The sequence below is a fragment of the Bacillus sp. FJAT-27445 genome, assembly GCF_001510665.1.
Lineage (GTDB): Bacteria > Bacillota > Bacilli > Bacillales > Cytobacillaceae > Bacillus_D.
In genome coordinates, this window is record NZ_LMTI01000004.1 from 385,067 (window position 1) to 409,855 (window position 24,789).

Below are 24,789 nucleotides of genomic sequence, written 5' to 3' on the forward strand. Positions count from 1 at the left end.
ACTCCTTAATTCCAAGAGGGCTCTTATTTAAGCACCTTAGAAACTATTGAGAAAATGCGGGTAGATGATATGATGAAAATAGTCGATTACTGGAAAAAGGAGAATTCTCTTTTGCGAAAAACAGGCATGATCGCACTTTGTATAGCTGGCATTATCCTAAGTTATTTTACATTCTTATCTGCTGGGAAAGCATTTCGTTCTGATTGGAAGCTTCCCCAGGCAACCTTGCAAAAAAAGGAACAATATCGCCTTGTATTGATAACAAAGGAATTGGAAACCCCTTTTTGGGATAAGGTTAGCATAGGCGCCCTGAAACAGGCGGAAAAAGAGGGCGCAAGCATCGAGATATGGGGGAGCTACGGCAATAACCAGGAAGAGTTTTTGAAAAAGGTTGAAATCGCCATCCAGTCAAAGGTGGATGGCATTATTGTTCAGGGGCTTGATACGAAAGAGTTTAAGGATTTGACGAAAATAAAGGCGGCTTTTTACGGAATCCCGGTGATTACTGTCGCGAACGATGTGCCTAAATCGGAGAGCTTGCGGAGAACCTATGTGGGCTCAGACCAATTATTGGCGGGGAAGATGATTGCGGAGGAGCTTGTCGCTGATATGGGGGTTTTCGGTGATGTGGTCCTTATGTACGACAGTCACCACGATTATTATCAGGAGCAGCGGCTGGCTGGCATCCGGGAGGTTTTGAAGGAATATCCGAATGTCCGGACGATTAGTGTGGACACTGCGAACTCAAGGGAACAAATCATTGCTGCGACTCAGGAAGTGCTGAACGAATATCCGGACGTGGCTGGTTTTATAGCCGTTAATGCAACGATAGCAGGCCCGATGATCCAGGAAATCGGTAGGCGGTCCCAGGTTGTGCCCTATTATCTTTTTTCCTTTGATGACGGTCCAGAATCTTTATCATTGCTTATGCAGGGAAAACTTGATGCAATGATTGAGCAATCACCTGTGGAGATGGGGGAAACAAGTGTTGAATTATTGATAAAATGGCTGGAAGGAAATGCTGTTCCCCTTGACATGGACGGGTATCTTACCGATATCAAGATTTTGAAGGCGAATGATACACGATGAATAGAATACAAAAGAAAATCTGGATGCTTGCCGCTGTCGTACTTTTTATCATGGCCGCAATTTGGATAACGCTTACCTTTTACAATCAAAAAACACAAAATAAATATAATGATATCCTGCAAAGGTATTTACATATGAATGAAGTAACCACAGCAAGCCAGCAGCTAATAGCAGATTTAAATAATTATTTGCTCATCCCAACGCCGGCCAATCTTGAAAAACTGAATGGAAGCAAAGAAGATTTTCGGAAATCAAAATATAAAATCACCAGTCTCCGAAACTCCGAAAATGATTTTGCCTTAACAAACTATAAAAATTTAATTGATAGCCTTATAGAAACAACGGATAGATCTATTATGTACCAGACAGAAAATGAAGCAGAGGCCTCCGCAAAGGAATTCTCGGAAGCTACGAGGATATCCAAGTATATATCAGAGATGACACTCACGCTGATTGATACGGAGCTGAAAACCTATGAGCGTTTTTATAGGCTAATCATTGAACAATCCGCGGCCTTGAAGAAGCTCGGCATCTGGCTGCTGCTGCTGATTACGTTCCTATTGCTCCTGTTGACATACTGGTTCTCACTAAGTATTACGAGGCCAGTGCAAAAGCTGACCCAGGCGGCCAATGATCTTTCAAAAGGGCGTTTTGATTTAGAAATAAAAGTAGATTCAAATGATGAAATCTCCTTTCTGGCTGAAACCTTCGACCGGATGCGGATCAACATCAATAACCTGATATCTGAAATCCAGCAAAAAGCGCAGCTTGAACATGAGCTCCAGCAAAGCAAGCTATTGCTAAAGGAAAGCCAGCTCCGCGGGCTGCAAAGCCAGATAAACCCGCACTTTTTATTCAATACCCTAAACACATTGTCAAAAAAGGCCTATCTGGACGGCTCGGAGGAGACAAGCGATTTACTTGTCAGCGTCGCTGGCTTGCTGCGCTACAACCTTAAAAGAATGGACAAGCCAGTTACATTGCATGAGGAATTGGTGGTCCTTCGCCAATATATGGATATTCAAAAAGCCAGGTTCACCGATCGCTTAAATCTCTATATGGAGGTTGATGAATCATGCCTAGAAGTACAGATTCCCGGCCTGACGCTCCAGCCCATCATTGAAAATGCTGTAATCCATGGAGTAGAGCCAAGGGAAGAGGGCGGAAATATATGGGTGCGGATTCTGGACGAAGGCGAATTTGTGAGAATTGAGATTGCCGATGACGGCCCCGGAATCCCTAGCACAAAAATTCAGCAAATCCTCCAAGAGAATGCCTTCCAAACGGATGGCGAGTCAACAGGAATCGGTACTGTGAATGTGGTGAAAAGGCTGCGGCTCTTTTATAGCCTGGAGGATGTATTGGAAATTGAAAGCAAAGGAAAAGGCACTACGGTAGTGATGAAAATACCGAAAACAAGGAGAATTGATTAGCATGTTAAAGCTCCTCATTGTAGATGACGAACAGATTGAGAGGGAAGGATTGGAGGCTATTTTGCAAAAAGCATTTCCCGACCTCGTCATCAGCCAGGCGAGGAACGGGAAAATCGCTATCGAAATGGCGGCAGCGTTCATGCCGGATTTAATTTTGATGGACATTAAGATGCCTGGAATGACAGGGCTTGAAGCGGTAGAGCTAATCAGTGCGGACTTCCCGGAGATAAAATTTGTAATGGTAACGGCTTTTGACACCTTTGAGTATGCCCGCCAGGCAATTAAGCTTGGCGTCAAGGATTATTTGTTAAAGCCCAGCAAGGTAAGCGAAATCGTCGCGACAGTGGGCAAGGTACTCGAGCAAATAAAAGAAGAGCAGGAAAAAATCTCGGCGGAAAGGCTGCAGCAGGCTACTCTGCAAAAAGCGTTGTCGCTCGCTGAGACGGATATCGTTACGCAGCTTCTGTTCGACCATGTACATGAAGTCCATTTGGACATGCTCGTTGAAATGCTGGACATCCGGTCAACGAATGAGCATTTTGTAATGAGCATTCTCGTTCCTCCGGGAGGGGAGAGTATGTATGCGGCAATTAAGGAGAAGGTCAGGAATTCGGGAAGCGCCTGGGTCGGCGCTCTGTATGGACGCCAGCTTCCAATTATTGTTTTTCGTGAGAAGGGCAAGCGGTTCCGCTGCCAGGCTATATTCCTTGCCAGAGAAATTTTGTCTCTTGCGAAATCAGACAGGGAATCTGGCTGGTTTGTCGGAATCGGGAATACATGCAACGCGCAAAATCAAATTAGGCAATCATACCAAGAGTCGCTAATAGCAACGATGGATACAACATTGCCCGCAAAGTATCGGTTCTATTCAGATGTTCCTACCATGGATACTGCCGCTGACTTCCAGCTTGCTAAACAAAGGGAAAAGCAATTTTTTGACCATATTAGGCTTGGCAGGTGGGAAGAAATCAAAAAGGGAATAATGGAATTGATTCTTCGTTATGAGAATGAATCCGCCGACCTTTTGCAGGCGCAGCAGCGAATTCTTGAATTGCTTTGGATCGCATCTAGAATATTAACCGAAATAGGGGTAGAGGCAGATTCACCTTTCTATTCTTTCCAAGCCCAGGATTTCCGGCAGCTGCGTGCGGAAACCGGACACTTGCTTGACCGGATGAAGCAAGCCTATGAAGAGAATGCTGGCCGGCTCGAGGCGGATACAATCCACAGGATCAAACAGTATATTATCAGCCACTCCCATGAAGACATCTCATTGGATACGCTGGGAAAGAAGGTAGGCTTGAGCCCGATTTATATAAGCAAAATGTTCAAGGAGAAGCTAGGTGTCAATTATATAGATTTTTTAACAGAGTGCCGGATTGAGAAGGCAAAGAAACTAATGGCGAATCCTGGGACGAGCCTTAAGGAAATTGCCATTGAGGTTGGCTACCATGAACCGAATTATTTTAGCAAGGTGTTTAAGAAATTGTGCGGCATTTCACCGACGGAATACAGAGGATTGCTGCAGGGGAAAAAGGATGAAGTAAAAAGGAGCGTTGCCAATGGAAAGGGCTTTTAGTCGATGTAAGCTTATTCTGCTTGCGTTTGCTCTTTTTTTTACGTCAGCCGGCTGCGAAAAAGTGGGGAGCCGGACCTCTACTGAAAAACAGCCAAAACCAAATCAACTTGCCAAGCCAACCAAGAAAGCAATAGGGAGGGAACCTCTTAAAATCGGTTTCTCTATGGACACTTTATTGGAGGAACGCTGGCAAAAAGATCGTGATTTATTTAAAGCAGCGGTGGAAGCGCTCGGAGCGGATGTGGAAATTTTGGCAGCAAACGGTGACGATGCCTTGCAAATTGCCCAGGCGGAGACACTAATCAGCCAAGGGGTCGACCTACTGGTTGTCGTTCCGCATAATGCAGAGGCAACCGCAACGATTGTCAACAAAGCCCACAAGGCCGGCATTAAAGTGATCGCCTACGACCGGCTCGTTAAAAACGCCAATATCGACCTTTATGTTTCCTTTGATAACGTGCAGGTTGGGGAACTCCAGGCAAAAGCCATAACGGAGTTGGTTCCAAAAGGAAAATATGTTTATATCGGCGGCGCCAGTACGGACAACAATGCCCATTTATTTAAAAAAGGTGTCTTTAATGTTCTTCAGCCGCTAATTGACAAAGGAGATATTACGGTGGTATTCGACCAGTGGAGCAAGGATTGGACCCCGGTGAATGCGCAGGCAAACATGGAGGCAGCCCTTAAAGCAAATAATAATAATATTGATGCAGTGATTGCTGCAAATGATGCAACAGCGGGAGGCGCCATTAAAGCGCTGTCATCACAAGGCCTTGCAGGCAAAATACCGGTTGCTGGCCAGGACGCGGAGCTTGCCGGTGTCCAGCGAATCGTTGACGGCACCCAGACGATGACTGTTTACAAGCCGATAAATGCCCTAACTGAAAAAGCAGCCGAGGTGGCAGTCATGATCGCAAAAGGCGAGCATATCGAAGCAGACAGAAAAATGAACAACGGAAAAATTGAAGTACCATCCATTCTTCTTTCCCCAATCGCGGTAAATAGACAAAACATAGACCAAACCATCATCGCCGACGGCTTCCACTCAACGGAGGATGTTTATCGGCAGAAGCAGTGAAGCAGGTGAAGCAGTGAAGCAGGGGACGTTTCCTCTGCTTCACTTTTATATTGGCGCCAACCGTTGAACTGAAAAAATATCTTCCGTTTTGCTAAGGAGGACGGTTTTATTACCACAAATATCCAGTACTTCCTTTTCTTTAAGGTGCTAAAATAAATTGCCGATTCAGGCAATTTTAACTAATTATGAGGCAGGGACATCGATGAAAAGCAGAATCCTATTAATTGTAATGGCAATTTTCTTTTTTACCGGAACCATGGGAGCAATGCCGGGCATGGCCAAATCCTACACTTCGTACCAGCTAGTCCGAATTTCGGAAGGGTACGCGAGGGAGCTCTCTCCTCTCATTAACAGGTCTCCCCGGATGGGAAGTATATTTTCAATGGATCCGGCGTTGTCCTGCAAACCGGCTCAAGTTACGGTGAAGATATGAAGTATGTGGGGAGCCTGTACAGCCCTTTTGAAAAAATCGCATTTGACCTGAAGAACAACCGGGTCTATGCAAGCTCGGGCAAAGGGCTCGACATATATGATTACTCAACCTTTGAAAGAATCAAGCATTATGAATTGAATTATAAAATTGATTACCTGGCGGTAACAGGCAGCAGCCTGCTTGTCACTTATAAAGAGGCGGCGGCAGGAACGCTCCTTCCTAAAAAAACTGTCATGAAATACGTTTTGGCGAGTGACGGAACTCTGGCCATGCAAGCCCAATAGCCTGGGAAAACCACCCGGTTAAGGTTTGAAACGGATGGTTTTTAAAAAGGGACAACGGAAAATACGTCCGTTTTCCAAAATAAATCCATTGTGTGTTCAATTTCCTTATGCTACTATGAAAAAAATATAATTACCTTTAAACCAGTCCAGAGAGGCTGAAAAGGGCGGCATTAAAAGCGATATATTCTTTAGCTATGGTTATCCATGCCCTTTTGTCCTCCGCGGACGAAAGGGCATTTTATTTTGTGGAAAAAAACTCTTTTAAGGGAAGTCCAGAGAGGCTTACAAAGAGGATGGATAAATACATGCTCCATTCCTTAAAAGAAGGTCCTGCTAAGAAAAATACAAAGGAGTGGTAAAGAATGGATTATCGAAAAAAAACAGTAGTGGCATCGGTAGCGGGTTTGACTCTTGAGGGTATGGATATCATGTTCATTTCCTTTGCGATGTCGATGATTGTCTCGCAATTCAACATTAGTCTGGCGACTGGCGGATTAATTTCTTCCATTACAAATATGGGGATGCTGATCGGGGGAATTATTTTCGGAATTATGGCGGACAAATTTGGCAGGGTCAGGATTTTCACGTACACAATTATCCTGTTTGCGATTGGAACAGCGCTAACAGGCTTAGCGGCAAATATTGAACAGGTCTATATCTTCAGATTTATCGCCGGGCTTGGCGCCGGGGGGGAGTATGGAATTGGGATGGCGCTAGTCGCAGAGGCTTGGCCGAAGAATAAGCAGGGAAGGGCTTCTTCCTATGTAAGTGTTGGCGCCCAGTACGGGGTTATCCTCGCGGCACTGCTTAGCGCACTGATTCTGCCGACGCTAGGTTGGAGGGCGCTGTTCTTCGTTGGCATACTGCCTGTGATCTTTGCTTTCATTGTCCGAAAAAATCTAGAAGAATCTCCTGAATGGCTTGCCTCCCAGAAAAATAAAAAGGCAAAAAGTAAGGAAAAAGGAAAGCTTGCACAGCTGTTTGAATCGCCACGGGTCGCATTTACAACAATGGGCCTGGCACTTATGGCAACCGTCCAGATTGCAGGCTATAACGGGCTGATGATCTGGCTCCCGTCCATGCTGCAGAAATCACAAGGCCTATCGGTTTCAAGCTCCGCGCTTTGGACGATCAGCACAGCAGTCGGAATGATTCTTGGCATGCTCGTCTTCGGGCAATTCATGGACAGACTAGGCGCAAAAAAGGCCTATGGAATCTTCCTTCTGGCCTCTGCCGCTGCTGTGTTCCTGTATTCCTTCGCAACAGGCAGTGCTGGAGTCCTGATTGGCGGCGCGATTGTGGGCTTCTTTTCGAACGGAATGTTTGCCGGATACGGCGCCCTTATAAGCAGCTTTTATCCTGTTGAAATCCGTAGTACGGCAACAAACACAATCTTCAACTTCGGCCGCGCGGTTGGCGGGCTGTCGCCAATCCTGGTAGGCTATATTTTGCAGCATTACAACATGACAACAGCGATGGTTTACCTAGCAATTCTATACTGCATTTCATTTACCGCCATGATTACCTTAAAAAAGGACCAATCCGGCAGTCCGATATCCCCCTTGCATACTGCAGAAAAATTATGAAATCTAACCCAAACCACCGGTTGCATTGCAGCCGGTGGTTTTTATTTTAAATAAACAAAACCAGGACAAAATTAATTCTGTCCCGGTTTCCTGGGTCCTCCGAATGTGCTAGGAACGTCGGCAGTGTCTGCGGCGGCGTCTGTTCTCGTTCTCGGCAGCTTCAAGCAGGTCGTTAATTAGGCAGCGGCGGACTGCACGGCAAAATTCGCGTCGGTTTTCAAAAACGCCTGCAACATTTTCAAGCTCCCTTTCTCTGGATTCGCTCCTCTTTCTCTTGTGGCCTGTAGTTCGTCCCGAAAGATTATTGTGATTGCATCCCATTTGTTTTCCCCCCTTTCTCCTTTAGATAGGATATTCTATGCCGTTTTGTACAAGCTGTCTGGGGCTTGTCCCCGATTTAATAAAAATAGGCAGCTGATTTTTTAAAAAAGGGATGGAATATTTATGGGTGCCTGAGGAGTAACTATTCCTAATGGGATAGAAGGGATGGACGATGATGAAAAAGTGGGCGTACTTACTGGCCGTGTTGAATTTCCTGGACGGTGCCGCTACCTATGCGGGGATGAAAGTAGATTTGATCCATGAAGCAAATCCTACGTTGTCCAGTATGCCTCCCGGAACAATATTGTTCTTAAAAACAATATTAAGCCTTGCCCTTTTTTATTTAATAAAAAAAGTTAATCTGGCCCAGCCTGTTTTTAGGCTGATTATTATTGTAGGAAACAGCCTATATTCCTCTATTGTGGCGATGCATCTTTATTGGATGTCGCTAATATGGGCCAGTTGAATTAGGAGATGGCACGCCTCCTGATGGACAGAGTCCCCTCCTAAAAGCGGGAAGGTTTACATGTTTTTCACCAGTTCCTTCATTATATGGTCAATTAATTGAAATGGTTGAAAAGAAGTAGGAACATACCATGCCGTTATCTCTGCTCAATGAGAGGCTGGGAGAGTTCTCTTTATGGCTTGAATACTTGCCGATTTGGGAACAAAATTTCGGCCTGTCCCTTTGGGGCTGAATAGCTTTGGGAAATTCAAGTAAAGTTTAACTGCATCATTAGCGATATGAGGAAAGAATTTTGTGATAGTAAGTAAATACAAGAATCGAATGTAGGGTGCGGAATGCCTGCAAGTAAATGACCTTAAGCAAAAAAACCACCTTCGCATAGGGCAATTGGTGGTTTTTCATGGATAATAGTTACATTTTTTCGCCAAATGGTTGACAATAAATTGAAGATTCAAAATAACTAATTGCGAGTTGGTAAAATTTTCGTTTAAAACAGAACTAAACAATTTAACAATTGTTAAATTGTTTAGCAGCGAATATTATAATCCATGTTTAGAAACTCATTGCTTGCCGATTAGGTATAAGGTCCAGGCGGCGTAGAAAATAACTCCCTAAATCATTCAAACTGTGTTTTTCTTGAAGGTTTCTTAAATTAGTAGTTCAGATATCTACTCTTAGTACACTTGATCATACTGCCGTTATTATAAGAATTTAATATATGGTACTTTTTCACTATATTAACTTCGTTTCTAAATGTATCTTTTCCCTGATTTTTCTGGCAAGAATAGCCAAATGTTTATAAAAAGAATCATTCGGCTCCCTATTCTTTAGGAATTAGAAATAGTTTAGAGTGTAAAAATAGGATAAATGGATAGTTAAGGAAGATTTTCTAACCAGATAACCTAGAAATATAGTAAATTGTTTAATCGGAAAATGTAGGCAATTTTTCCTATTTTTATAGACTAACTTTAAAATTTAAAAAAGATTTTATGAGTCAATTTTATTAGAAGTCACAAAAAAACCAGAATTAAGTGAATATTTTGTTAGAATTTTGTTAAACTTAAGTTGAATTTTTGTGCTGCTATATTGTTTTTTCGATAATAATACCCATTTTCCCATATAAATTGTGGAAAATGGGCAAAACTGCTTTATGATTCAGAATCTTTCGCCATTCGAATTAGTATGATAATTGTTAATCTTTTTTTAGCGAATCGAGAGTATTTTCCAAGGAAATATATGTTATAAATACTATAGAAGTATCGCAATTTTCCAATAAGTACAAAAAATAGTAAAAGGAGGGCTTCAAAGTTTAGAACTGAATCTTAATCCAGATAAAGAAAAAGAAACAAGAGAGGGGAAACCACAAAATGAATTTTAAGAAGTTGCTTGTAGTTGGAGCATTATCCTGCTCCCTGATCCTGCCTAGCTTCGCTGTAACAAACAATGCCTACGCAGTAGAATTTGCTGATACGTCAGGTTCCCAAAGTGAAGTATCCATCAATAAACTAGTTTCTTTAGGAGTCATGAAGAATCCAGGAGATGTATTCGATCCTGAAGGCGATTTTACAAGGCTTGATTTTGCTTACATGGTTAACCAGGTTATGTCCCTAAGCGCAGGCAAGAGTGTTGCATTTAAGGATTTGTCCTCAAAGAACTCCAATTATACGAATACTCTCAAATTGGTGAACAATGGTTTCCTTTCTGTTGATAAAGGAAACGTCAAGCCAAGCAAGGGTGTTACATATGCGGAAATGAGCAAAGCATTGGCTCAGGGATTAGGTTTGAAAAAGGGTTGGACGAATCGCCCGATTGACTTCTTGTTCTACCTTGTCCGTAAAGATGTCCTTGATATCGATGTGGACCTGGATGCAGTTGTAACAAGGGAAGCCGCTGCAGTTGCTTTTGACAAATTCATTACCCTTAAAGGGAACTTCACAACAGAAGAAGGAGTTGTAGTAGCAGTTACGGATAAAGGATTCACAGTGAACTCCGCTTCCGGTACAACCGACTACACTTTTGCTTCAAATATCTCAGTATTTGTTAGCGAGCAGGCAGCCACAACCGAGGATATCCAGGTTGGAAGCCCGGTTACAGTCGTGCTTAACAAGAAGGGCCAAGCTGCATACTACGGCGGCGAACTTCTTGACGCTGAAGAAGGCGCCTTGAAACTAACAGCTGCGAAGTGGGAGCTTGGAACATTTAAGAAGGAAATAAATCTTGACGCATTCGTTGCTTCCCTTCCTAATAATCCTGAAGGCGAATTCTCCATCAAGCTAATTGACGAATACATTAAGAATGGCGCTGAATTCGGTGCACAGGCATTCTTTACAAAGGATGACGAAGTAACTGCGATCTATCCTTTCGTCTCCAAGGCGACGAACAAAGATATCGCCATTAACGGAAAGCAATTGACAGTTACTCTTGCTGCCGCTTACAAAGAAACATTCGTAATCAACGATGACGTGAAAGTTACCCTTGATGGCAAAGAAGCCAAGCTCGTAGATTTGAAGGGCGCTCTTACCGCAACCATTACCGCTGAAAAGTTTGGTTCGGTACTTACCATCGACGCAACAACGAAAAAATAATTAAGGGGGAATCAACTTGTTCAAGAAATTTAAAACATTACTGCTATCAGGAATCGCACTCATCCTGATTCTGTCAACATTCGCGATGCCGGCAGACGCAGCCTACCGCAAAGGGTTCGATGCGAAAAAAGTCGGTGGAAACCTTGTATTCAGTACTTTTGCTGACGCTACCCGCCTGACTCCTGGTACGACAAGCGATGCTGTATCCAACCGCCTTCAGGGCATGATGTTTGATGGACTGGTAACCACTGACATCAAAAACAATATCATCCCTAGCCTTGCAACAAGCTGGAAAGTTGAAAACAATACGAAGAAATACACGTTCACCCTCCGCAAGGGTGTTAAGTTCCATGATGGCAAACCTTTGACTGCACATGACGTTGTCTTTACATTCGATATGTTTATGCATAAAGATTCCATCAACCCGTATAAGGGAACTTATACGATGATCGACAAAGTAACTGCGAAGGACAACAATACGGTAGTTTTCGACCTGAAGGATCCATCGCCGCTATTCTTATACGCTGCTGGTAGTCCTGGAATCCTACCGAAACATAAGTTCCCTAACGGAGTTAAGAGCTTCAATGACTCAAGCTTCCACCGCAACCCTGTAGGTTCAGGAATGTTCAAGTTCAAAGAGTGGAAAACTGCACAGCGCGTCGTCCTAGTTGCCAACAAGGACTACTGGGATGGCCGCCCTTACATGAACCAGGTCACGATGAAAATCCTTCCGGATGCGAACGTTGAAGTAGTTAACCTTCTGAAGTATCAGGTAGACTTCGTTGAATCCGTCGGCCCGAAAAGTGTGGCAACGGTTCAAAAGAACAAGAACCTGAAAATTGTTAAGTATGACCAGGGCCGTTATGACTACATCGGCTTGAACCAGAAAGATCCATTGTTTGCTGATATGAAAGTTCGCCAGGCGCTGTCTTTTGGCCTTAACCGCCCGGCAATCGTCAATACTGTCTTGTTGAAGAACGCTCAATTGGCAAGCGGTCCAATCCATCCGATGGAAGCTCCATACAACAAAAACGTAAAGCCACTTGCGTACGATGTGAAGAAGGCCAATGACCTTCTAGATGATGCAGGCTGGAAAATGGGCTCAAGCGGCTACCGCGAAAAGGGCGGCAAGGTAATGGAAGTTACCCTGACTTACAACAATGGTAACAAAGTCCGTGAAGACATTGCCAAGATGGCCCAGCAAGATTGGAAGAAAATTGGCGTAAAAACGACTATCCGTTCTTACGACTTCTCAATCTGGCTCGAGAAAATCGACTCAGGCGAAGTAACTGCACACGTTAGCGCATGGTCTCTTGGAACTAACCCTGACAAGTATGGCCTATGGCATTCAAGCCAAATCCCGGCTAACAACAACCAAGGCGTTAAAGATGCACGCGTTGACAAAATTATGGAAGATTTCCGTAAAGAGCCAAATGCCGCAAAGCGTAACGCCCTTTACCAAGAGCTTCACAAAATCCTTAACGACAACGCACACAGCCTGTGGCTGCACCATCCAAAAGGATTTGCCGGTATGCACAAAGACTTGGCTGGAGTCAAGTTCTCACTTTATAGCCGTTACTTCAATATGATTGACTGGTACTGGAATGATCCTAAGAAGAGGAAGTAGTACCGAACTTGGCCAAAAGCCAATGCGCACCAATTGAAACTTAAAGCTAATAACTAGAAATGACCTGACATAAGCAGCCGTAGGTGACAGTCTAGTCCCTACGGCTCTTATTCTTAAAAGGTTGAATAAATAACCATTCGTGCAATGGAAAGTGGGGGAAGTTTAAATGTGGAAATATATCATACGGCGTAGTCTCCAAGCTATTCCTCTATTAATCATCATCTCTATAATCTCATTCATGTTAATGACATTGGCTCCCGGGAGCCCTCTCGATATGTACCGAAGCAGTGAAGGCGCGGATGCAGTTGATACTACAGCAATTGAAGAAAGACTGGGCTTGGACCAACCAATTTACATACAGTATCTCAAATGGTTAAAGCTCCTTGTGTTAGAGGGGGATTTGGGTTACTCCTTTGAAGATGGCCGTCCCGTTACGGAGAAAATCATTGAACGTATTCCGGCTACCATGCTCCTGATGGGAGTAGCGATTGTATTTTCAGTCCTTCTTGCTGTTCCAATCGGGGTTTATTCCGCAGTTAAAAAATATTCTTTGTTTGACAACTTTTTCACTTCATTCACTTATGTAGGGATTGCGGTACCTTCGTTTTACTTGTCTTTAATGGCCATTTTAATTTTTTCACTGAAGCTAGATTTATTCCCTCCCAGTGACATGATGTCAGTCTATGATCGCTTCGATTTCTTAGACCGCCTAAAACATCTGATGTTGCCGGCTTCTGTTTTGTGCTTTGGCTTGATTGCAAGCAAGTCGCGTTATATGCGCTCCAGCATGCTTGAAGTCGTCAAGCAGGATTATGTAAGAACAGCGAGAGCAAAAGGAGTATCGGAAAATAAAGTTATTTATAAACACGCACTTAGAAATGCCCTTCTTCCACTAATTACAATATTAGGGCTTCAGCTGCCTGCTCTATTTGGGGGCGCATTGTTTGTCGAGCAGATTTTTGCATGGCCGGGAATGGGTCGCTTGGCTGTAAATGCGATTTTTCTTCGGGATTATCAAATAATTATGGGGACAACAATGTTTGCAGGGATAATGGTTGTACTCGGGAACTTGCTTGCCGACATCCTTTATGCAATCGTAGACCCGCGCATCCAGTATGGAAAGAACTAGAGGAGGTAGCCTAAGATGAGTGTCCCAAAATTGGCGGATAACCAGGAACCAGTTGTTTTAACAGAGTGGCAGGAGCAAGGAAAATTGGAAAGCCGTTCTGCCGTTGTTTGGAAAAGATTCAAGAAAAATAAATTGGCTGTTACAGGCCTTATAGTCTTCAGCACTTTAATCCTAATGGCGATCTTCGCTCCATTGGTTGCACCGCATGATCCGTATGTCAATGTTTATGAGGAAGCAAATTTAGCGCCAAGCCTGAAACATCTTTTTGGAACCGATAGCCTTGGCGGGGATGTATTCAGCCGGGTGGTTTATGGGACAAGGGTTTCGCTGACCGTTGCCTTGGCAGCTATGGTGTTCACATTGCTCATTGGGATTACGTATGGAGCGGTTGCCGGATATTTTGGCGGGGCTGTTGATAACGTCATGATGAGGGTTGTCGATGCCATCCAGTCCATTCCGTCGCTATTTTTGCTGCTTATCATCGCTTCAATAGTTGTTCCGTCAATTTGGACAACCGTATTCGTATTGAGTATCGTTGGCTGGACAGGTATGTCACGTATCGTCCGCGGCGAAATCCTGACACTGAAGCAACGGGATTTTGTTGAAGCGGCCCGAGCAACGGGTGAACTAAAGCCAAGTATTATTTTTTATCATATTCTTCCGAACGCAATTGCCCCGATTACTGTAATTGCTACATTGGACATAGCAGGAAATATCCTGGCTGAAGCCGGCCTTAGTTTCCTTGGACTCGGAATACAGGCACCCACGCCAAGCTGGGGAAATATGCTTACCCAGGCACAGGATCTTTCAACATTAATGACTTATACATGGGTAGCGATTTTCCCTGGACTATTCATCTTAATAGCAGTAATGTCTGTTAACTTTATCGGAGATGGCTTGCGCGACGCATTGGATCCGCGTAACAAGAACTAGGAGGGAGGACAAGCATGAGCACAACAGTTACAGCCAAAAAAACACTATTGGAAATTAAAAACTTAAAAACGCATTATTTCACTGAAGATGGTGTAGTGCCGGCAGTCGATGGAGTTGATTTTAAGATTAAAAAAGGTGAAACGCTGGCGATTGTAGGAGAGTCTGGTTCCGGAAAGAGCCAGACATCGTTATCCATTATCCGCTTGATTCCTTCTCCTCCGGGAAAGATAGTAGCAGGAGAAATCAACTATGATGGAGAAAATCTGCTCGAAAAAAGCGATAACGAGATGCGCCAAATCAGGGGAAATAAAATCTCGATGATTTTCCAAGAACCGATGACATCACTTAATCCGGTGTTCCGTGTAGGCGACCAGATATCGGAATCACTTATTTTGCACCAGGGAATGACTCCAAAAGAGGCGATGGAGCAGTCTATTAAACTATTGAAACTTGTTGGTATTCCTGAGGCTGAACGCCGTGTACAAGCATTCCCGCATGAATTGAGCGGCGGGATGAGGCAGCGTGTCATGATTGCGATTGCACTTGCCTGCAACCCTGAACTGCTAATTGCGGATGAGCCGACAACTGCTTTGGACGTTACAATTCAAAACCAGATTTTGGAGCTGATGAAAGACCTTAAAGCTAAGCTGGATACGTCGATTATGCTCATTACCCATGACCTTGGGGTAGTAGCGGAAATGGCTGACCGCGTGGTTGTTATGTATGCGGGACAAATAGTCGAGCAGGGCGATGTTTATACAATTTTCGAAAATCCAAAGCATCCATATACAGAAGGCCTGTTAAAGTCAATGCCAACCCCGGAGAAAAAACAGGGGAAACTGTATGCTATCGATGGCATCGTTCCAAATCCATTGAATCTCCCGCCAGGCTGCCGCTTTGCGCCTCGCTGCGAGTATGCAAGGGACTTGTGCCGTGGGGAAATGCCTGAAACGGTTGTCATTTCAGAAGAAGAACATGTACGCTGCTGGAAATATACTAATCGCTGGGAGGCATAAGGAGTATGCTGAATACTATGTTAGAGCAGGAAAAAGACACAAAAAAAGAGTCTTCAGTCATTCTAAGCGCCCGTGGCGTTACGAAACATTTTCCGATTAAAGGCGGCCTGCTTGGCAGGGTACAGGGGTATGTAAAGGCTGTAGAAGGTGTCAGCCTGGATATTCATCGCGGAGAGACTTTGGGGCTGGTTGGAGAAAGTGGCTGCGGTAAGTCGACAATTGGCAGGGTTCTGCTCAATTTGCTTGAGCCTACTGCAGGCAGCGTGGAATTTGAAGGCCAAAATATTTTCGATTTATCGAATGATAAAATGCGCCACACCCGTAAAGATCTACAGCTCATTTTCCAGGATCCCTATTCATCACTAAATCCGCGCCTCAGTGTAGGTGATACAATCGGCCGGGTACTAAAAATTCACGGAATGAAGGATCCGGTCGCAAGGGAAAAACGGGTCCAGGAGTTGCTGGAAACGGTCGGCTTGAGCCCTTACCATATTAGAAGGTATCCGCATGAATTCAGCGGTGGCCAAAGGCAAAGGATCGGTATTGCAAGGGCCTTGGCATTGAATCCTAAATTCCTAGTCCTCGATGAAGCGGTTTCGGCACTGGACGTTTCAATTCAAGCGCAAATCATTAACTTATTGGAAGAGCTTCAGAGAGAAATGAACCTTACATACTTATTCGTTTCACATGGGTTGAACGTTGTAAGGCATATAAGCAACCGTGTTGGGGTAATGTACTTAGGTAAGCTTGTGGAATTGGCGGAAGTCGATGAACTTTTTGAAAATCCAAAGCATCCCTATACATTGGCATTGATTTCTGCCAACCCGATCACAAATCCAAGATTAAGAGACCAAAAGAATAGAATTGTACTTGAAGGGGATGTTCCAAGCCCAATCAACCCTCCTTCTGGCTGCTATTTCCATACTAGATGCCCATTTGCCCAAGCCAAGTGCCGAGAGGAAGCACCAGTGTTTGAGAAAAAAGAAAACAACCATTTTGTTGCTTGCCATTATCCATTATCATAGGTAATATTTACCGCCATCAAAGCAACTGCTATAATAATAAGGAGGCATCGCTGCCTTTAGTGCTGTTTGGGGGCGTACTAAATGGAAAAGAAAATTTTAATAATAGAAGAAGATAGTCAAAGATGCGCAAAGCTTTTGCAATTTTTCGGATCTTACTTCTCGGTCACCTCCTATAACAATGGGTTGCAGGGGTTAATCAGTGCGATTGAATGGCGGCCAAACGTCGTCATTATCAATCATTCTTTAATAGATGTGAATAGTATTGAACTTTGCCGCCAAATCCGCCAAAAGTTTCAAACGATAATTGTCATCGTAGGAAAGCCATTGCCCGAAGAACAAATTATCAAGTATTTTGAAGCAGGCGCGGATGACGTTGTACTCAACCCGATCAGCTATCCTATCCTTTTATGTAAAATAAAAGTTTTGCTTGATCATGTTTCTTTGAAAAGGAGCAGTGAGGAAGAGGTTATCCAATTCGGCAAGCTTAAGATGAATCGAAACAACTACAAGGTGTACCATGGGAAAAAGGAATTGAATTTCACGAAAAAGGAATTCGCCATCCTATGGATCCTTGCCAAAAAACAGGATGTTGTCGTGACCAGGGAAGAACTCCTTAAGGTCGTCTGGAGCTATGAGCATTTGGAGGATGACCGGATGATCGACACCCACCTCAATAGGATCCGGAAAAAACTCAAGCAGAATGAAGTGAACCTTACCATCAAAACGGTTTGGGGAATAGGATATAAACTGCAAAACGAGGAAGTGGATGTAGTAGATTCCATTGCAATACCAGCTGAATCACAAAAGTGAAACCCCTGAAAAAGGGGTTTCAGACTGTAGGAAACCTCGATAAAATCGGGTTTTCCTACAGTCTTTTTATTTCTTATCTTTTCTCTCAGTTTAATGCCCCGAAAGACTAATTACCCTTGATGGAACATTTGTAAACATATATAGGTAACATTATTAAACTTTTTTAGTAAGTGACAAGCCTTTTTCCTTCATTAAGAATTGAAGTGCAGATTTGAAGGTGGAGAAAGTATTTAATTCTTTTATAAACTGGAATTGTGACTTGGCAAGTTCCTGAGCGAACTGGGGATTGATGCCGACAACGATTACCTGCGAACCGACGAGGCGGAGTGAAGATGAAATGGTAATCAGGTAATGCCCCAGTATATTTAAATCATCCAACCCGTTTAAGTTAATCGCTGTAAAGTCCAGAATAACCGTATCGATTTCTTCCTTGCCGGCATGTTCCAACAACTCGGGAATGATAAGATCGAACCTGGTTGCTGATACCTCACCAGAGATTGGAATTAAAACCACCCCAGGAATGACAGAAGGAATAATCGGGATGGAAACAGACCGAATCAGTTTTTTTAACTCAATCACTCTCTCGGCCAACACTTTATTTTCTTCCCGCAATAAGTCGATTTCATTTTTATTTTCAACCATAGAAACCTCGCGTTAAATGTACTTTGTTCAATGCATTAAGTATATACTCTTTTTGAAAATTTAGAAAACGAAACACAGAGATCAAAAAAAACAATTGCGACCGCTTTCAAATTGCGTTATTCTTGAATTATAATAGTACCAAAACGTTTCGGAGGATTAGATGGCTACGACAATCAAGGATATTGCAAAAACTGCTGGGGTTTCGGTTACAACGGTTTCAAGGGCGCTAAACGGTTATTCCGATGTAAGTGAAAAGACAAGGAAAAGAATCATGGACATCGCCAAGGAACTGAATTACAGTCCGAATACACTTGCGAGAGGGCTCGTAATGAATGTTTCAAGGACAATCGGGCTTCTCGTTTCAGGTTTGAACCGGGAAAGTGCAAAGGATCAAATCATCTTTTCAATCCTTTCCGGAGTCAATGATTCGGTATCAGAAAAGAACTATGACCTAATTTTATTTAATACAGATACATCCAAACAGCGCGAAAAAACCTACTCCCAGCTATGCAGGGAAAGACGGGTGGACGGGGTTATCATCCAGGGAATAAAAACGGATGACCCGTATTTAAAGGAAGTAGTAGAAAGTGACATTCCCTGTGTACTAATCGATATACCGGTCCATTCTGAAAACGTCGGCTATGTAACGGCAGATAACGTCACCGGTGCACGGAAGGCCGTAGAGCATTTGATTAGTCTTGGCCACAAAAATATTGCGATGTTAAATGGCCATGGGAAAGCTTTTGTCAGCCAAAAAAGGCTTGAAGGATATATGGAGGCACTAAAAAATCATGGATTGCCCGCTAATCAGGACTGGATTTGTAATGGCCGATTTGAGGAGGAGAAAGCTTTTGAAGAAGCCAAAAAGCTCCTGCTCAATCAAAAAGATATCACGGCCATTTTTTGCGCCAGCGACCTCATGGCTCTTGGCGTGCTGAAGGCTGCAAAGGGCTTGGGATTGAGGGTTCCAGAGGATTTGTCGGTGGTAGGATACGATGATATCATTCTTGCTTCTTACTCAGATCCTTCGCTGACAACCGTATCCCAGAACTTTTTCCAATTGGGGTACCAGGCAGCCCACCTTTTGGTTAATATGCTAGAGGGAAGGTCGGAGCCGCAAATTGTAATGATGCCAACGAAGCTTGTAACCAGAGGGTCGGCAGCAAAAAACAGCAGGAAGTAGTTTTTTGCTGACTTTATCCGAAACGTTTAAGTAAAATGGAAATTACTTTAACACTTATTAAAGGAGAAAGGAATATTATTTATAAAATCCGAAACGTTTCGGAAATAATGGTTTATTGGGGGCGCATATGGACTACCGTGTAATTAAAGAAAATGATTTGTTTTTATTGACCGATAGCAAAGGGGACATCCCGGTCGACCATCCATATGGATTGGGGCTCTATACAAAGGATACCCGTTTTCTTAGCATGTTGAACCTTTATATTAACGGGGAAGAACCAATCCTGTTGTCTTCTGATGCAGCTGAAAATTATATGGCAAAAATCCTTCTTACAAATCCCCATATGGAAAATAACAAGAGATTGATCTTATGGAGGGAGTCCGTCGAAATTGAAAGGACCCGATTCATTTCGAACAATGTTCTCTACGAAACTATCAAGGTAAAAAACTACTTCCCAAAACCAGTTTCATTTGATATCACCCTTGAAATGGATGTTGATTTCAAAGATATGTTCATAATCAGGGGCTTCCAGAACGGAAAGGTCGGAAGCAGGACCGGCCAGAAGTTTAGTGGGAACTCGCTTGTTTTTGGCTATGAAGGCTCTGATCAATTAACCCGCAAAACAGTTGTGGGCTGGGATAGAGAGGCCAAATCAGTAGAAGAAGAAGGCCGGGTAACATTCGAATTTACGCTAGGGCATTGTGAGGAAGATACGGTGACTATTTTCATCCAGCCGGAGATTGGAGATTCCAATCCCGTAAATCCTCTCCCCTCGGCAAAGGCCCTGGCCCAATTGAACAAGTCGTATAAAATGTGGGCACAGGAAACCACTAAGGTCAAAACGGATTTCGCTCCGTTACAAACTCTTGTAGACAGGGGAATCGACGATTTAAGGATTCTACTTACTGACGTCGGGTTTGGCCCGTTCCTGGTCGCAGGGCTTCCATGGTTTGGAGTTCCGTTTGGCAGGGACAGCATCATAGCAGCTTTGCAAATGCTAGCCTTTAACCCTCAAATAGCGAAAGGCACCATTTTGACAATGGCAAACTACCAGGGGACGAAGCTTGATCCCTGGCGTGATGAACAGCCAGGAAAGATTATGCATGAAATCCGTTATGGTGAATTGGCGAGCACTGGACAAATTCCATTTACTCCGTATTACGGTACCATTGACGCTACCCCGCTTTTTCTAATCCTGGTGAAGGAATATGTGAACTGGACAGGGGATTATGAAATTCTGGCGGATATTGAAACCCATATTGAAAGCGCTTTAAATTGGATTGATGCTTTTGGGGACCGTGATGGGGACCAGTTCATTGAATATCATCAGGAAGCAAGCAAGGGCATTGCCAACCAGGGCTGGAAGGATTCAGGGGATTCAATCGTCCACCGAAATGGGGACTATGCAAAATCACCAATTGCATTATCAGAAGTGCAAGGCTATGTATACCAGGCGAAAACAGGTATCGCTGACTTATATGAACATATAGGGAAAAACGAACAGGCAGAAAAGCTCAGGCTGGACGCTCAAAAGCTAATGAATAAATTCCATGAAGCTTTTTGGATGGATGATCAGGAGTTTTACGCAATCGCTCTCGATGCAGAAAAGAAGCAGGTCGGAACAATCACATCGAATCCAGGGCACCTTTTGTACTCAGGAATTTTAAATCAGGAGCAGTCCGAAGCGGTAAGCAATATGCTTTTATCTCCAAAAATGTTTTCCGGATATGGCATCCGGACCATGGGGGAAGGGGAAGCAGGCTATAATCCGATGAGCTATCATGACGGCAGTGTCTGGCCTCATGACAATAGCCTAATTCTTTTAGGATTAAGCAAAACAGGGCATCAGGATAAGGCAAATACAGTTATTGGTGGGCTAATTAAGGCCTCGGAATATTTTGAATATAACCGCTTGCCTGAACTGTTTTGCGGGTATGACTCTTCGCTAGGCAAGGCTGTAAAATACCCCGTTGCATGCTCTCCGCAGGCGTGGGCAGCAGGTACACCACTGGTTTTTGTCCAGACCATTCTTGGTCTGTTCCCAGACAGCGTTAAAAAGGAAATCTCCCTGTCGCCGCAATTGCTTCCAGAGATGAATGAGCTAGCTGCTTATAACATAAGGATAGGTGAAGGCCTGCTTTCCATCAAATTAAACCGTTCAAATGAGGGCACTAAAGTAAACATCATTGAAAACACAACCGGTTATAGGCTTGCCCCGCGCTAGTAAGTAAAAATAGTCTCTAGAGATGAACTCTCTTAAGATATAAAAAATAAAATATTGAAAGGGGCTCTGAAAATGAAATTGAGAAAGTGGCTTTCGACAGTGGGGGTAGCATCCGTACTGATGGCAGGAATTCTTGCCGGCTGCAGCGGCAGCAAAGAATCATCTGGAAACAAAGATAATGAGGGGTCGAAAGAAAGCGGAAAACCAGTCCAGGTTACGCTGGCAGGCTGGGGGGGCAACCCTACTGAAGAAAAACTATTGAAGCAGGTAATTGCGGACTTTGAATCGAAGCATAAAGATGTAAAGGTAAAATATGAGGTCATTTCCGAACAATACATGGATGTCATGAAAACAAGGCTGATTGGCGGTGAAGCCCCGGATGTTTTCTATCTTGATGCATTCGAAGCGCCAGCTTTGATCGAAACTGGTGTCCTTGAGCCGCTTGATGAGTACGTAACGGGCGATTTCGATGTTGAGGATTTTGAAAAGCCATTGGCTGAAGCATTTATCCAAGGTGGAAAGACTTATGGTTTCCCTAAGGATTACTCCACACTTGCACTATTTTACAACAAGAAAATGCTGAGCGATGCCGGTGTTGAGGTTCCGAAAACATTTGAAGAATTCCGCGAGGCGTCAAAGAAACTGACCAAGGATGGAGTTTATGGATTTGGGGTCGCGCCTGAGCTTGCGCGCATGTACTGGCTTGGTGAGTCGACTGGTGGCGAAATCGTGAAGGACGATAAAGCAAACTTCGCTTCCCAAGAAGTTGTTAGCGCCCTCCAGCCAATTATTGATATGCACAATGTAGACAAAACAGCAGTTGAACCGAAAGAAGTTGGGGTCGGCTGGGGTGGGGAAATTTTCGGACAAGGTAAAGCGGCAATGGTGATTGAAGGAAACTGGGCTATTCCATACCTTGCTGATACATTCCCGGATATTGACTATGGAACTGCAGAGCTGCCGTCGGTTGATGGTAATCATTCAACTATGGCCTATTCTGTTGCTTATGTTATGAATGCTGCGTCAGAAAAGAAAGAGGCTTCATGGAAATTAATTTCTTATCTGACAGGCAAGGAAGGCATGGAAACGTGGACAAGTTTAGGTTATGCCCTTCCAACCCGTAAATCGGTTGCCGAAAAGCTAGGCTATGACAAGGATGAGTTGCGTTCTGCACTCGTCGCCGGGGCTTCGTACGCGACAGTATGGTCAAAAGGAACAAATCTTCCGATTATCATGAACAACTTCAACAATCAGTTTACGAGTGCGTTTCTTGGTAAACGTCCTCTTGGTGAAGCACTTAAGGATGCAGAAAAACAGGCAAATTCAGAAATCAGTTCAAAATAGTAATGATGGCAGGGAAGGGAAATGAGGTTGTTTCCCTTTCCTCCTTTTAATAGAGGTTTTGGTGAAGAAAAACCAAATCCTCCTATATAGGGACTGAACAAAGCGCTTCCGCTATTCTTTTCTGTAGATATTTTTGTGTTGAAGTCTGGAGTGGACTTCTACAGAAAAAGTTCTGACAGAAAATGGGCTTTTACTCAATTTTGAAAAGGGAGTGGTGCAATAATGAAATCTGCATTTTCCAGAAGAAATCTCCGTGAAACTGGAACGGGGTATGCCTTTATTTCACCTGCCATGCTAGTGCTGCTTGTATTTATTATTGGCCCCATCTTTTATACTCTTTTCCTGGCTTTCCATAAAGTTCAGCTGCTTGGAACAGCTAGCTTTGATTTTGTCGGAATGGACAATTTTACGAGGATATTGGATGATACTCGGGCAAAGATTGCGTTATGGAATACGTTTAAGTACGTAATCATTGTCGTTCCATGCCAAACAATCCTGGCAATGATACTGGCCTCGACCCTCAATGCGGGGATTAAAGGCCAGAACTTCTTTCGGATCGTCTACTTTTTGCCAACCTTAACATCTTCTGCGGTTTTAACACTCATCTTTATGTGGATGTATAACAAGGAAGGCTTAATCAATAACATATTGGAATTTGTGGGACTGCCTACATATAACTTCCTTGGTGATCCAGCCATTGCGTTAAATGCGATTATGTTCATGAATATCTGGTCTACCGCGCCTTTCTTCATGGTAATTTATTTGGCAGCTCTCCAGGACATACCTGATTCTCTTTATGAAGCGGCTGAGCTTGATGGTGCAAACTTTCTCCAAAAGTTTTTTAACATAACAGTACCGCATTTGAGGCCCGTAACATCATTTGTTGTCATTATGGGGCTGATTGGCACCTTCCAATTGTTCGACCAATCGTATATCTTTTCCGCTGGGTCAGGCGGACCGGATAACTCTACCTTGACGATTGTTTTACTAGTTTATCAATATGCATTTAAAGCAATGGGGACGATGGGATATGCCTCTGCGCTTGCCTTCTTATTGGCAATAGTCATTCTTATTGCGACATTGCTGCAGCGAAAATTTTCAAAAGAAGAGTCTTTGTATTAAAAGGGGGAGGAAAAAATGAAGAGGAAATTAAGCATTGGAAAACTTTTGCTTTATCTTATTCTATGTGGCTACGCCGTTACTACAATTGTGCCGTTTTTATGGGCATTGTCTTCATCATTTAAGACACTCCAGGAAATAGTAAGTGGAACAATGAGCTTTATTCCAAAAAATTTCACCCTCGATAATTATAAGCAGATCTTCATAGAACAGGAGCACTTCCCGCGATGGATGTTTAATAGCCTATTTATTGCAAGTGTAGGTACAGTATTAAACCTTACATTCAATTCGATGGCTGGCTATGCTTTAGCGAGACTGAAATTCCCCGGCAGGAAGCCGATTTTCATTATCGTACTTGGGGTACTTATGATTCCTGCGCAGGTGACAATGATTCCAAACTATTTGATATTGAAGGAATTAGGCTGGCTGAACTCCTACCAGGGCATGATTGTCCCCAGCATGATCAATGCGACTTACATTTTTATGATGCGTCAGTTCTTCGTTAATTTTCCAAAGGAACTGGAAGAGGCAGCTGAAATGGATGGGCTTAGCCGCTTTGGCACGTTCTTCAGAATAGTTCTTCCTTTGGCAAAACCAGCACTTGCCGCGCAGGCAATTTTTATCTTCATGGGTTTTTGGAACGACTTCATGAGGCCGTTGATAATCATGACAGATATCGAAATGTTCACTCTCCCTTTAGGACTGAACACTTTTAAAGGTCAATTCATAAGCTATTGGAATTATATTATGGCTGCTTCAATGGTATTTACTTTGCCGGTACTGTTAATCTATGCATTTTTTAACCGCTATTTTATTAAGGGCGTCTCCTTTACCGGAGGAAAGTAAGAAAATAGTGGCCCTAATCGTTGTCAAAAGCAGGGAT

Annotated in this window: 22 protein-coding genes; 20 read left to right on the forward strand and 2 right to left on the reverse strand. The window is 43.5% G+C overall.

The features are described 5' to 3' along the window. Positions 1 to 111: 111 nt before the first annotated feature. The 7 genes from AR337_RS13625 (at position 112) to AR337_RS13655 (ending at position 7,482) form a co-directional block, all read left to right on the forward strand. Positions 112 to 1,089 (forward strand): substrate-binding domain-containing protein, encoded by a 978-nt coding sequence (locus tag AR337_RS13625; RefSeq protein WP_059172757.1) that lies wholly within the window; start codon positions 112 to 114, stop codon positions 1,087 to 1,089. Then, positions 1,086 to 2,522, forward strand: coding sequence for a histidine kinase (locus AR337_RS13630; RefSeq protein WP_059172562.1), 1,437 nt, complete (start codon positions 1,086 to 1,088; stop codon positions 2,520 to 2,522). Before AR337_RS13625 ends, AR337_RS13630 begins: the two co-directional genes overlap by 4 nt. A gap of 1 nt (position 2,523) precedes the next feature. Then, positions 2,524 to 4,101, forward strand: a complete 1,578-nt coding sequence (locus tag AR337_RS13635) for a response regulator (protein WP_059172563.1) — start codon at positions 2,524 to 2,526, stop codon at positions 4,099 to 4,101. After that, entirely contained in the window at positions 4,085 to 5,179 is a 1,095-nt protein-coding gene (xylF, locus tag AR337_RS13640; protein ID WP_059172564.1) for a D-xylose ABC transporter substrate-binding protein, read from the forward strand. Before AR337_RS13635 ends, xylF begins: the two co-directional genes overlap by 17 nt. A gap of 202 nt (positions 5,180 to 5,381) precedes the next feature. After that, on the forward strand, positions 5,382 to 5,612 hold the full coding sequence (locus tag AR337_RS13645) for a hypothetical protein (RefSeq protein ID WP_156424402.1): 231 nt from the start codon (positions 5,382 to 5,384) through the stop codon (positions 5,610 to 5,612). Then, entirely contained in the window at positions 5,609 to 5,896 is a 288-nt protein-coding gene (locus tag AR337_RS13650) for a hypothetical protein (protein WP_059172566.1), read from the forward strand. The genes AR337_RS13645 and AR337_RS13650 overlap by 4 nt, the downstream gene beginning before the upstream one ends. Before the next feature lie 362 nt (positions 5,897 to 6,258). After that, positions 6,259 to 7,482, forward strand: a complete 1,224-nt coding sequence (locus tag AR337_RS13655; protein ID WP_059172567.1) for an MFS transporter — start codon at positions 6,259 to 6,261, stop codon at positions 7,480 to 7,482. 108 nt (positions 7,483 to 7,590) lie between these two features. Here the strand turns inward: AR337_RS13655 and AR337_RS13660 are convergent, their stop codons facing one another. Continuing rightward, positions 7,591 to 7,803 carry a hypothetical protein gene (locus tag AR337_RS13660; RefSeq protein WP_059172568.1) on the reverse strand — a complete coding sequence of 71 codons (213 nt, stop codon included), beginning with the start codon at positions 7,801 to 7,803 and terminating at the stop codon, positions 7,591 to 7,593. Positions 7,804 to 7,975: 172 nt separating this feature from the next. On the opposite strand from AR337_RS13660, the gene AR337_RS13665 reads away from it, so the two are divergent. From AR337_RS13665 to AR337_RS13700, 8 genes are all read left to right on the forward strand, one after another. Then, entirely contained in the window at positions 7,976 to 8,269 is a 294-nt protein-coding gene (locus tag AR337_RS13665; RefSeq protein ID WP_059172569.1) for a DUF5658 family protein, read from the forward strand. Positions 8,270 to 9,636: 1,367 nt separating this feature from the next. Beyond that, positions 9,637 to 10,854: an S-layer homology domain-containing protein gene (locus AR337_RS13670; protein ID WP_059172570.1), complete on the forward strand. Its 1,218-nt coding sequence runs from the start codon at positions 9,637 to 9,639 to the stop codon at positions 10,852 to 10,854. A gap of 16 nt (positions 10,855 to 10,870) precedes the next feature. Next, the gene (locus AR337_RS13675) at positions 10,871 to 12,481 is read left to right on the forward strand and encodes an ABC transporter substrate-binding protein (protein WP_059172571.1); all 1,611 of its coding nucleotides are present in this window, start codon (positions 10,871 to 10,873) and stop codon (positions 12,479 to 12,481) included. Positions 12,482 to 12,647: 166 nt separating this feature from the next. After that, a complete protein-coding gene (locus tag AR337_RS13680) occupies positions 12,648 to 13,610 on the forward strand; it encodes an ABC transporter permease (RefSeq protein ID WP_059172572.1) in 963 nt (320 codons plus the stop codon). Between the two features lie 15 nt (positions 13,611 to 13,625). After that, positions 13,626 to 14,543, forward strand: coding sequence for an oligopeptide ABC transporter permease (opp4C, locus tag AR337_RS13685; protein ID WP_059172573.1), 918 nt, complete (start codon positions 13,626 to 13,628; stop codon positions 14,541 to 14,543). A gap of 14 nt (positions 14,544 to 14,557) precedes the next feature. Continuing rightward, positions 14,558 to 15,559 (forward strand): ABC transporter ATP-binding protein, encoded by a 1,002-nt coding sequence (locus tag AR337_RS13690; protein ID WP_059172574.1) that lies wholly within the window; start codon positions 14,558 to 14,560, stop codon positions 15,557 to 15,559. Between the two features lie 17 nt (positions 15,560 to 15,576). Continuing rightward, a complete protein-coding gene (locus AR337_RS13695) occupies positions 15,577 to 16,584 on the forward strand; it encodes an ABC transporter ATP-binding protein (RefSeq protein ID WP_156424411.1) in 1,008 nt (335 codons plus the stop codon). Between the two features lie 81 nt (positions 16,585 to 16,665). Next, positions 16,666 to 17,394 (forward strand): response regulator transcription factor, encoded by a 729-nt coding sequence (locus tag AR337_RS13700; RefSeq protein ID WP_059172575.1) that lies wholly within the window; start codon positions 16,666 to 16,668, stop codon positions 17,392 to 17,394. Between the two features lie 153 nt (positions 17,395 to 17,547). On the opposite strand, the gene AR337_RS13705 is transcribed toward AR337_RS13700, so the two are convergent. After that, on the reverse strand, positions 17,548 to 18,036 hold the full coding sequence (locus AR337_RS13705) for an STAS domain-containing protein (protein WP_059172576.1): 489 nt from the start codon (positions 18,034 to 18,036) through the stop codon (positions 17,548 to 17,550). Positions 18,037 to 18,196: 160 nt separating this feature from the next. Between AR337_RS13705 and AR337_RS13710 the strand changes: the two genes are divergently transcribed. The 5 genes from AR337_RS13710 (at position 18,197) to AR337_RS13730 (ending at position 24,752) form a co-directional block, all read left to right on the forward strand. Next, a complete protein-coding gene (locus AR337_RS13710) occupies positions 18,197 to 19,219 on the forward strand; it encodes a LacI family DNA-binding transcriptional regulator (RefSeq protein ID WP_059172577.1) in 1,023 nt (340 codons plus the stop codon). 127 nt (positions 19,220 to 19,346) lie between these two features. After that, entirely contained in the window at positions 19,347 to 21,443 is a 2,097-nt protein-coding gene (locus AR337_RS13715; protein ID WP_059172578.1) for an amylo-alpha-1,6-glucosidase, read from the forward strand. A gap of 72 nt (positions 21,444 to 21,515) precedes the next feature. Further along, positions 21,516 to 22,787: an ABC transporter substrate-binding protein gene (locus AR337_RS13720; protein WP_059172579.1), complete on the forward strand. Its 1,272-nt coding sequence runs from the start codon at positions 21,516 to 21,518 to the stop codon at positions 22,785 to 22,787. 222 nt (positions 22,788 to 23,009) lie between these two features. Next, positions 23,010 to 23,909, forward strand: coding sequence for a carbohydrate ABC transporter permease (locus AR337_RS13725; RefSeq protein WP_059172580.1), 900 nt, complete (start codon positions 23,010 to 23,012; stop codon positions 23,907 to 23,909). A 15-nt stretch (positions 23,910 to 23,924) separates the two neighbouring features. Further along, on the forward strand, positions 23,925 to 24,752 hold the full coding sequence (locus AR337_RS13730) for a carbohydrate ABC transporter permease (RefSeq protein WP_059172581.1): 828 nt from the start codon (positions 23,925 to 23,927) through the stop codon (positions 24,750 to 24,752). Positions 24,753 to 24,789: the final 37 nt, after the last annotated feature.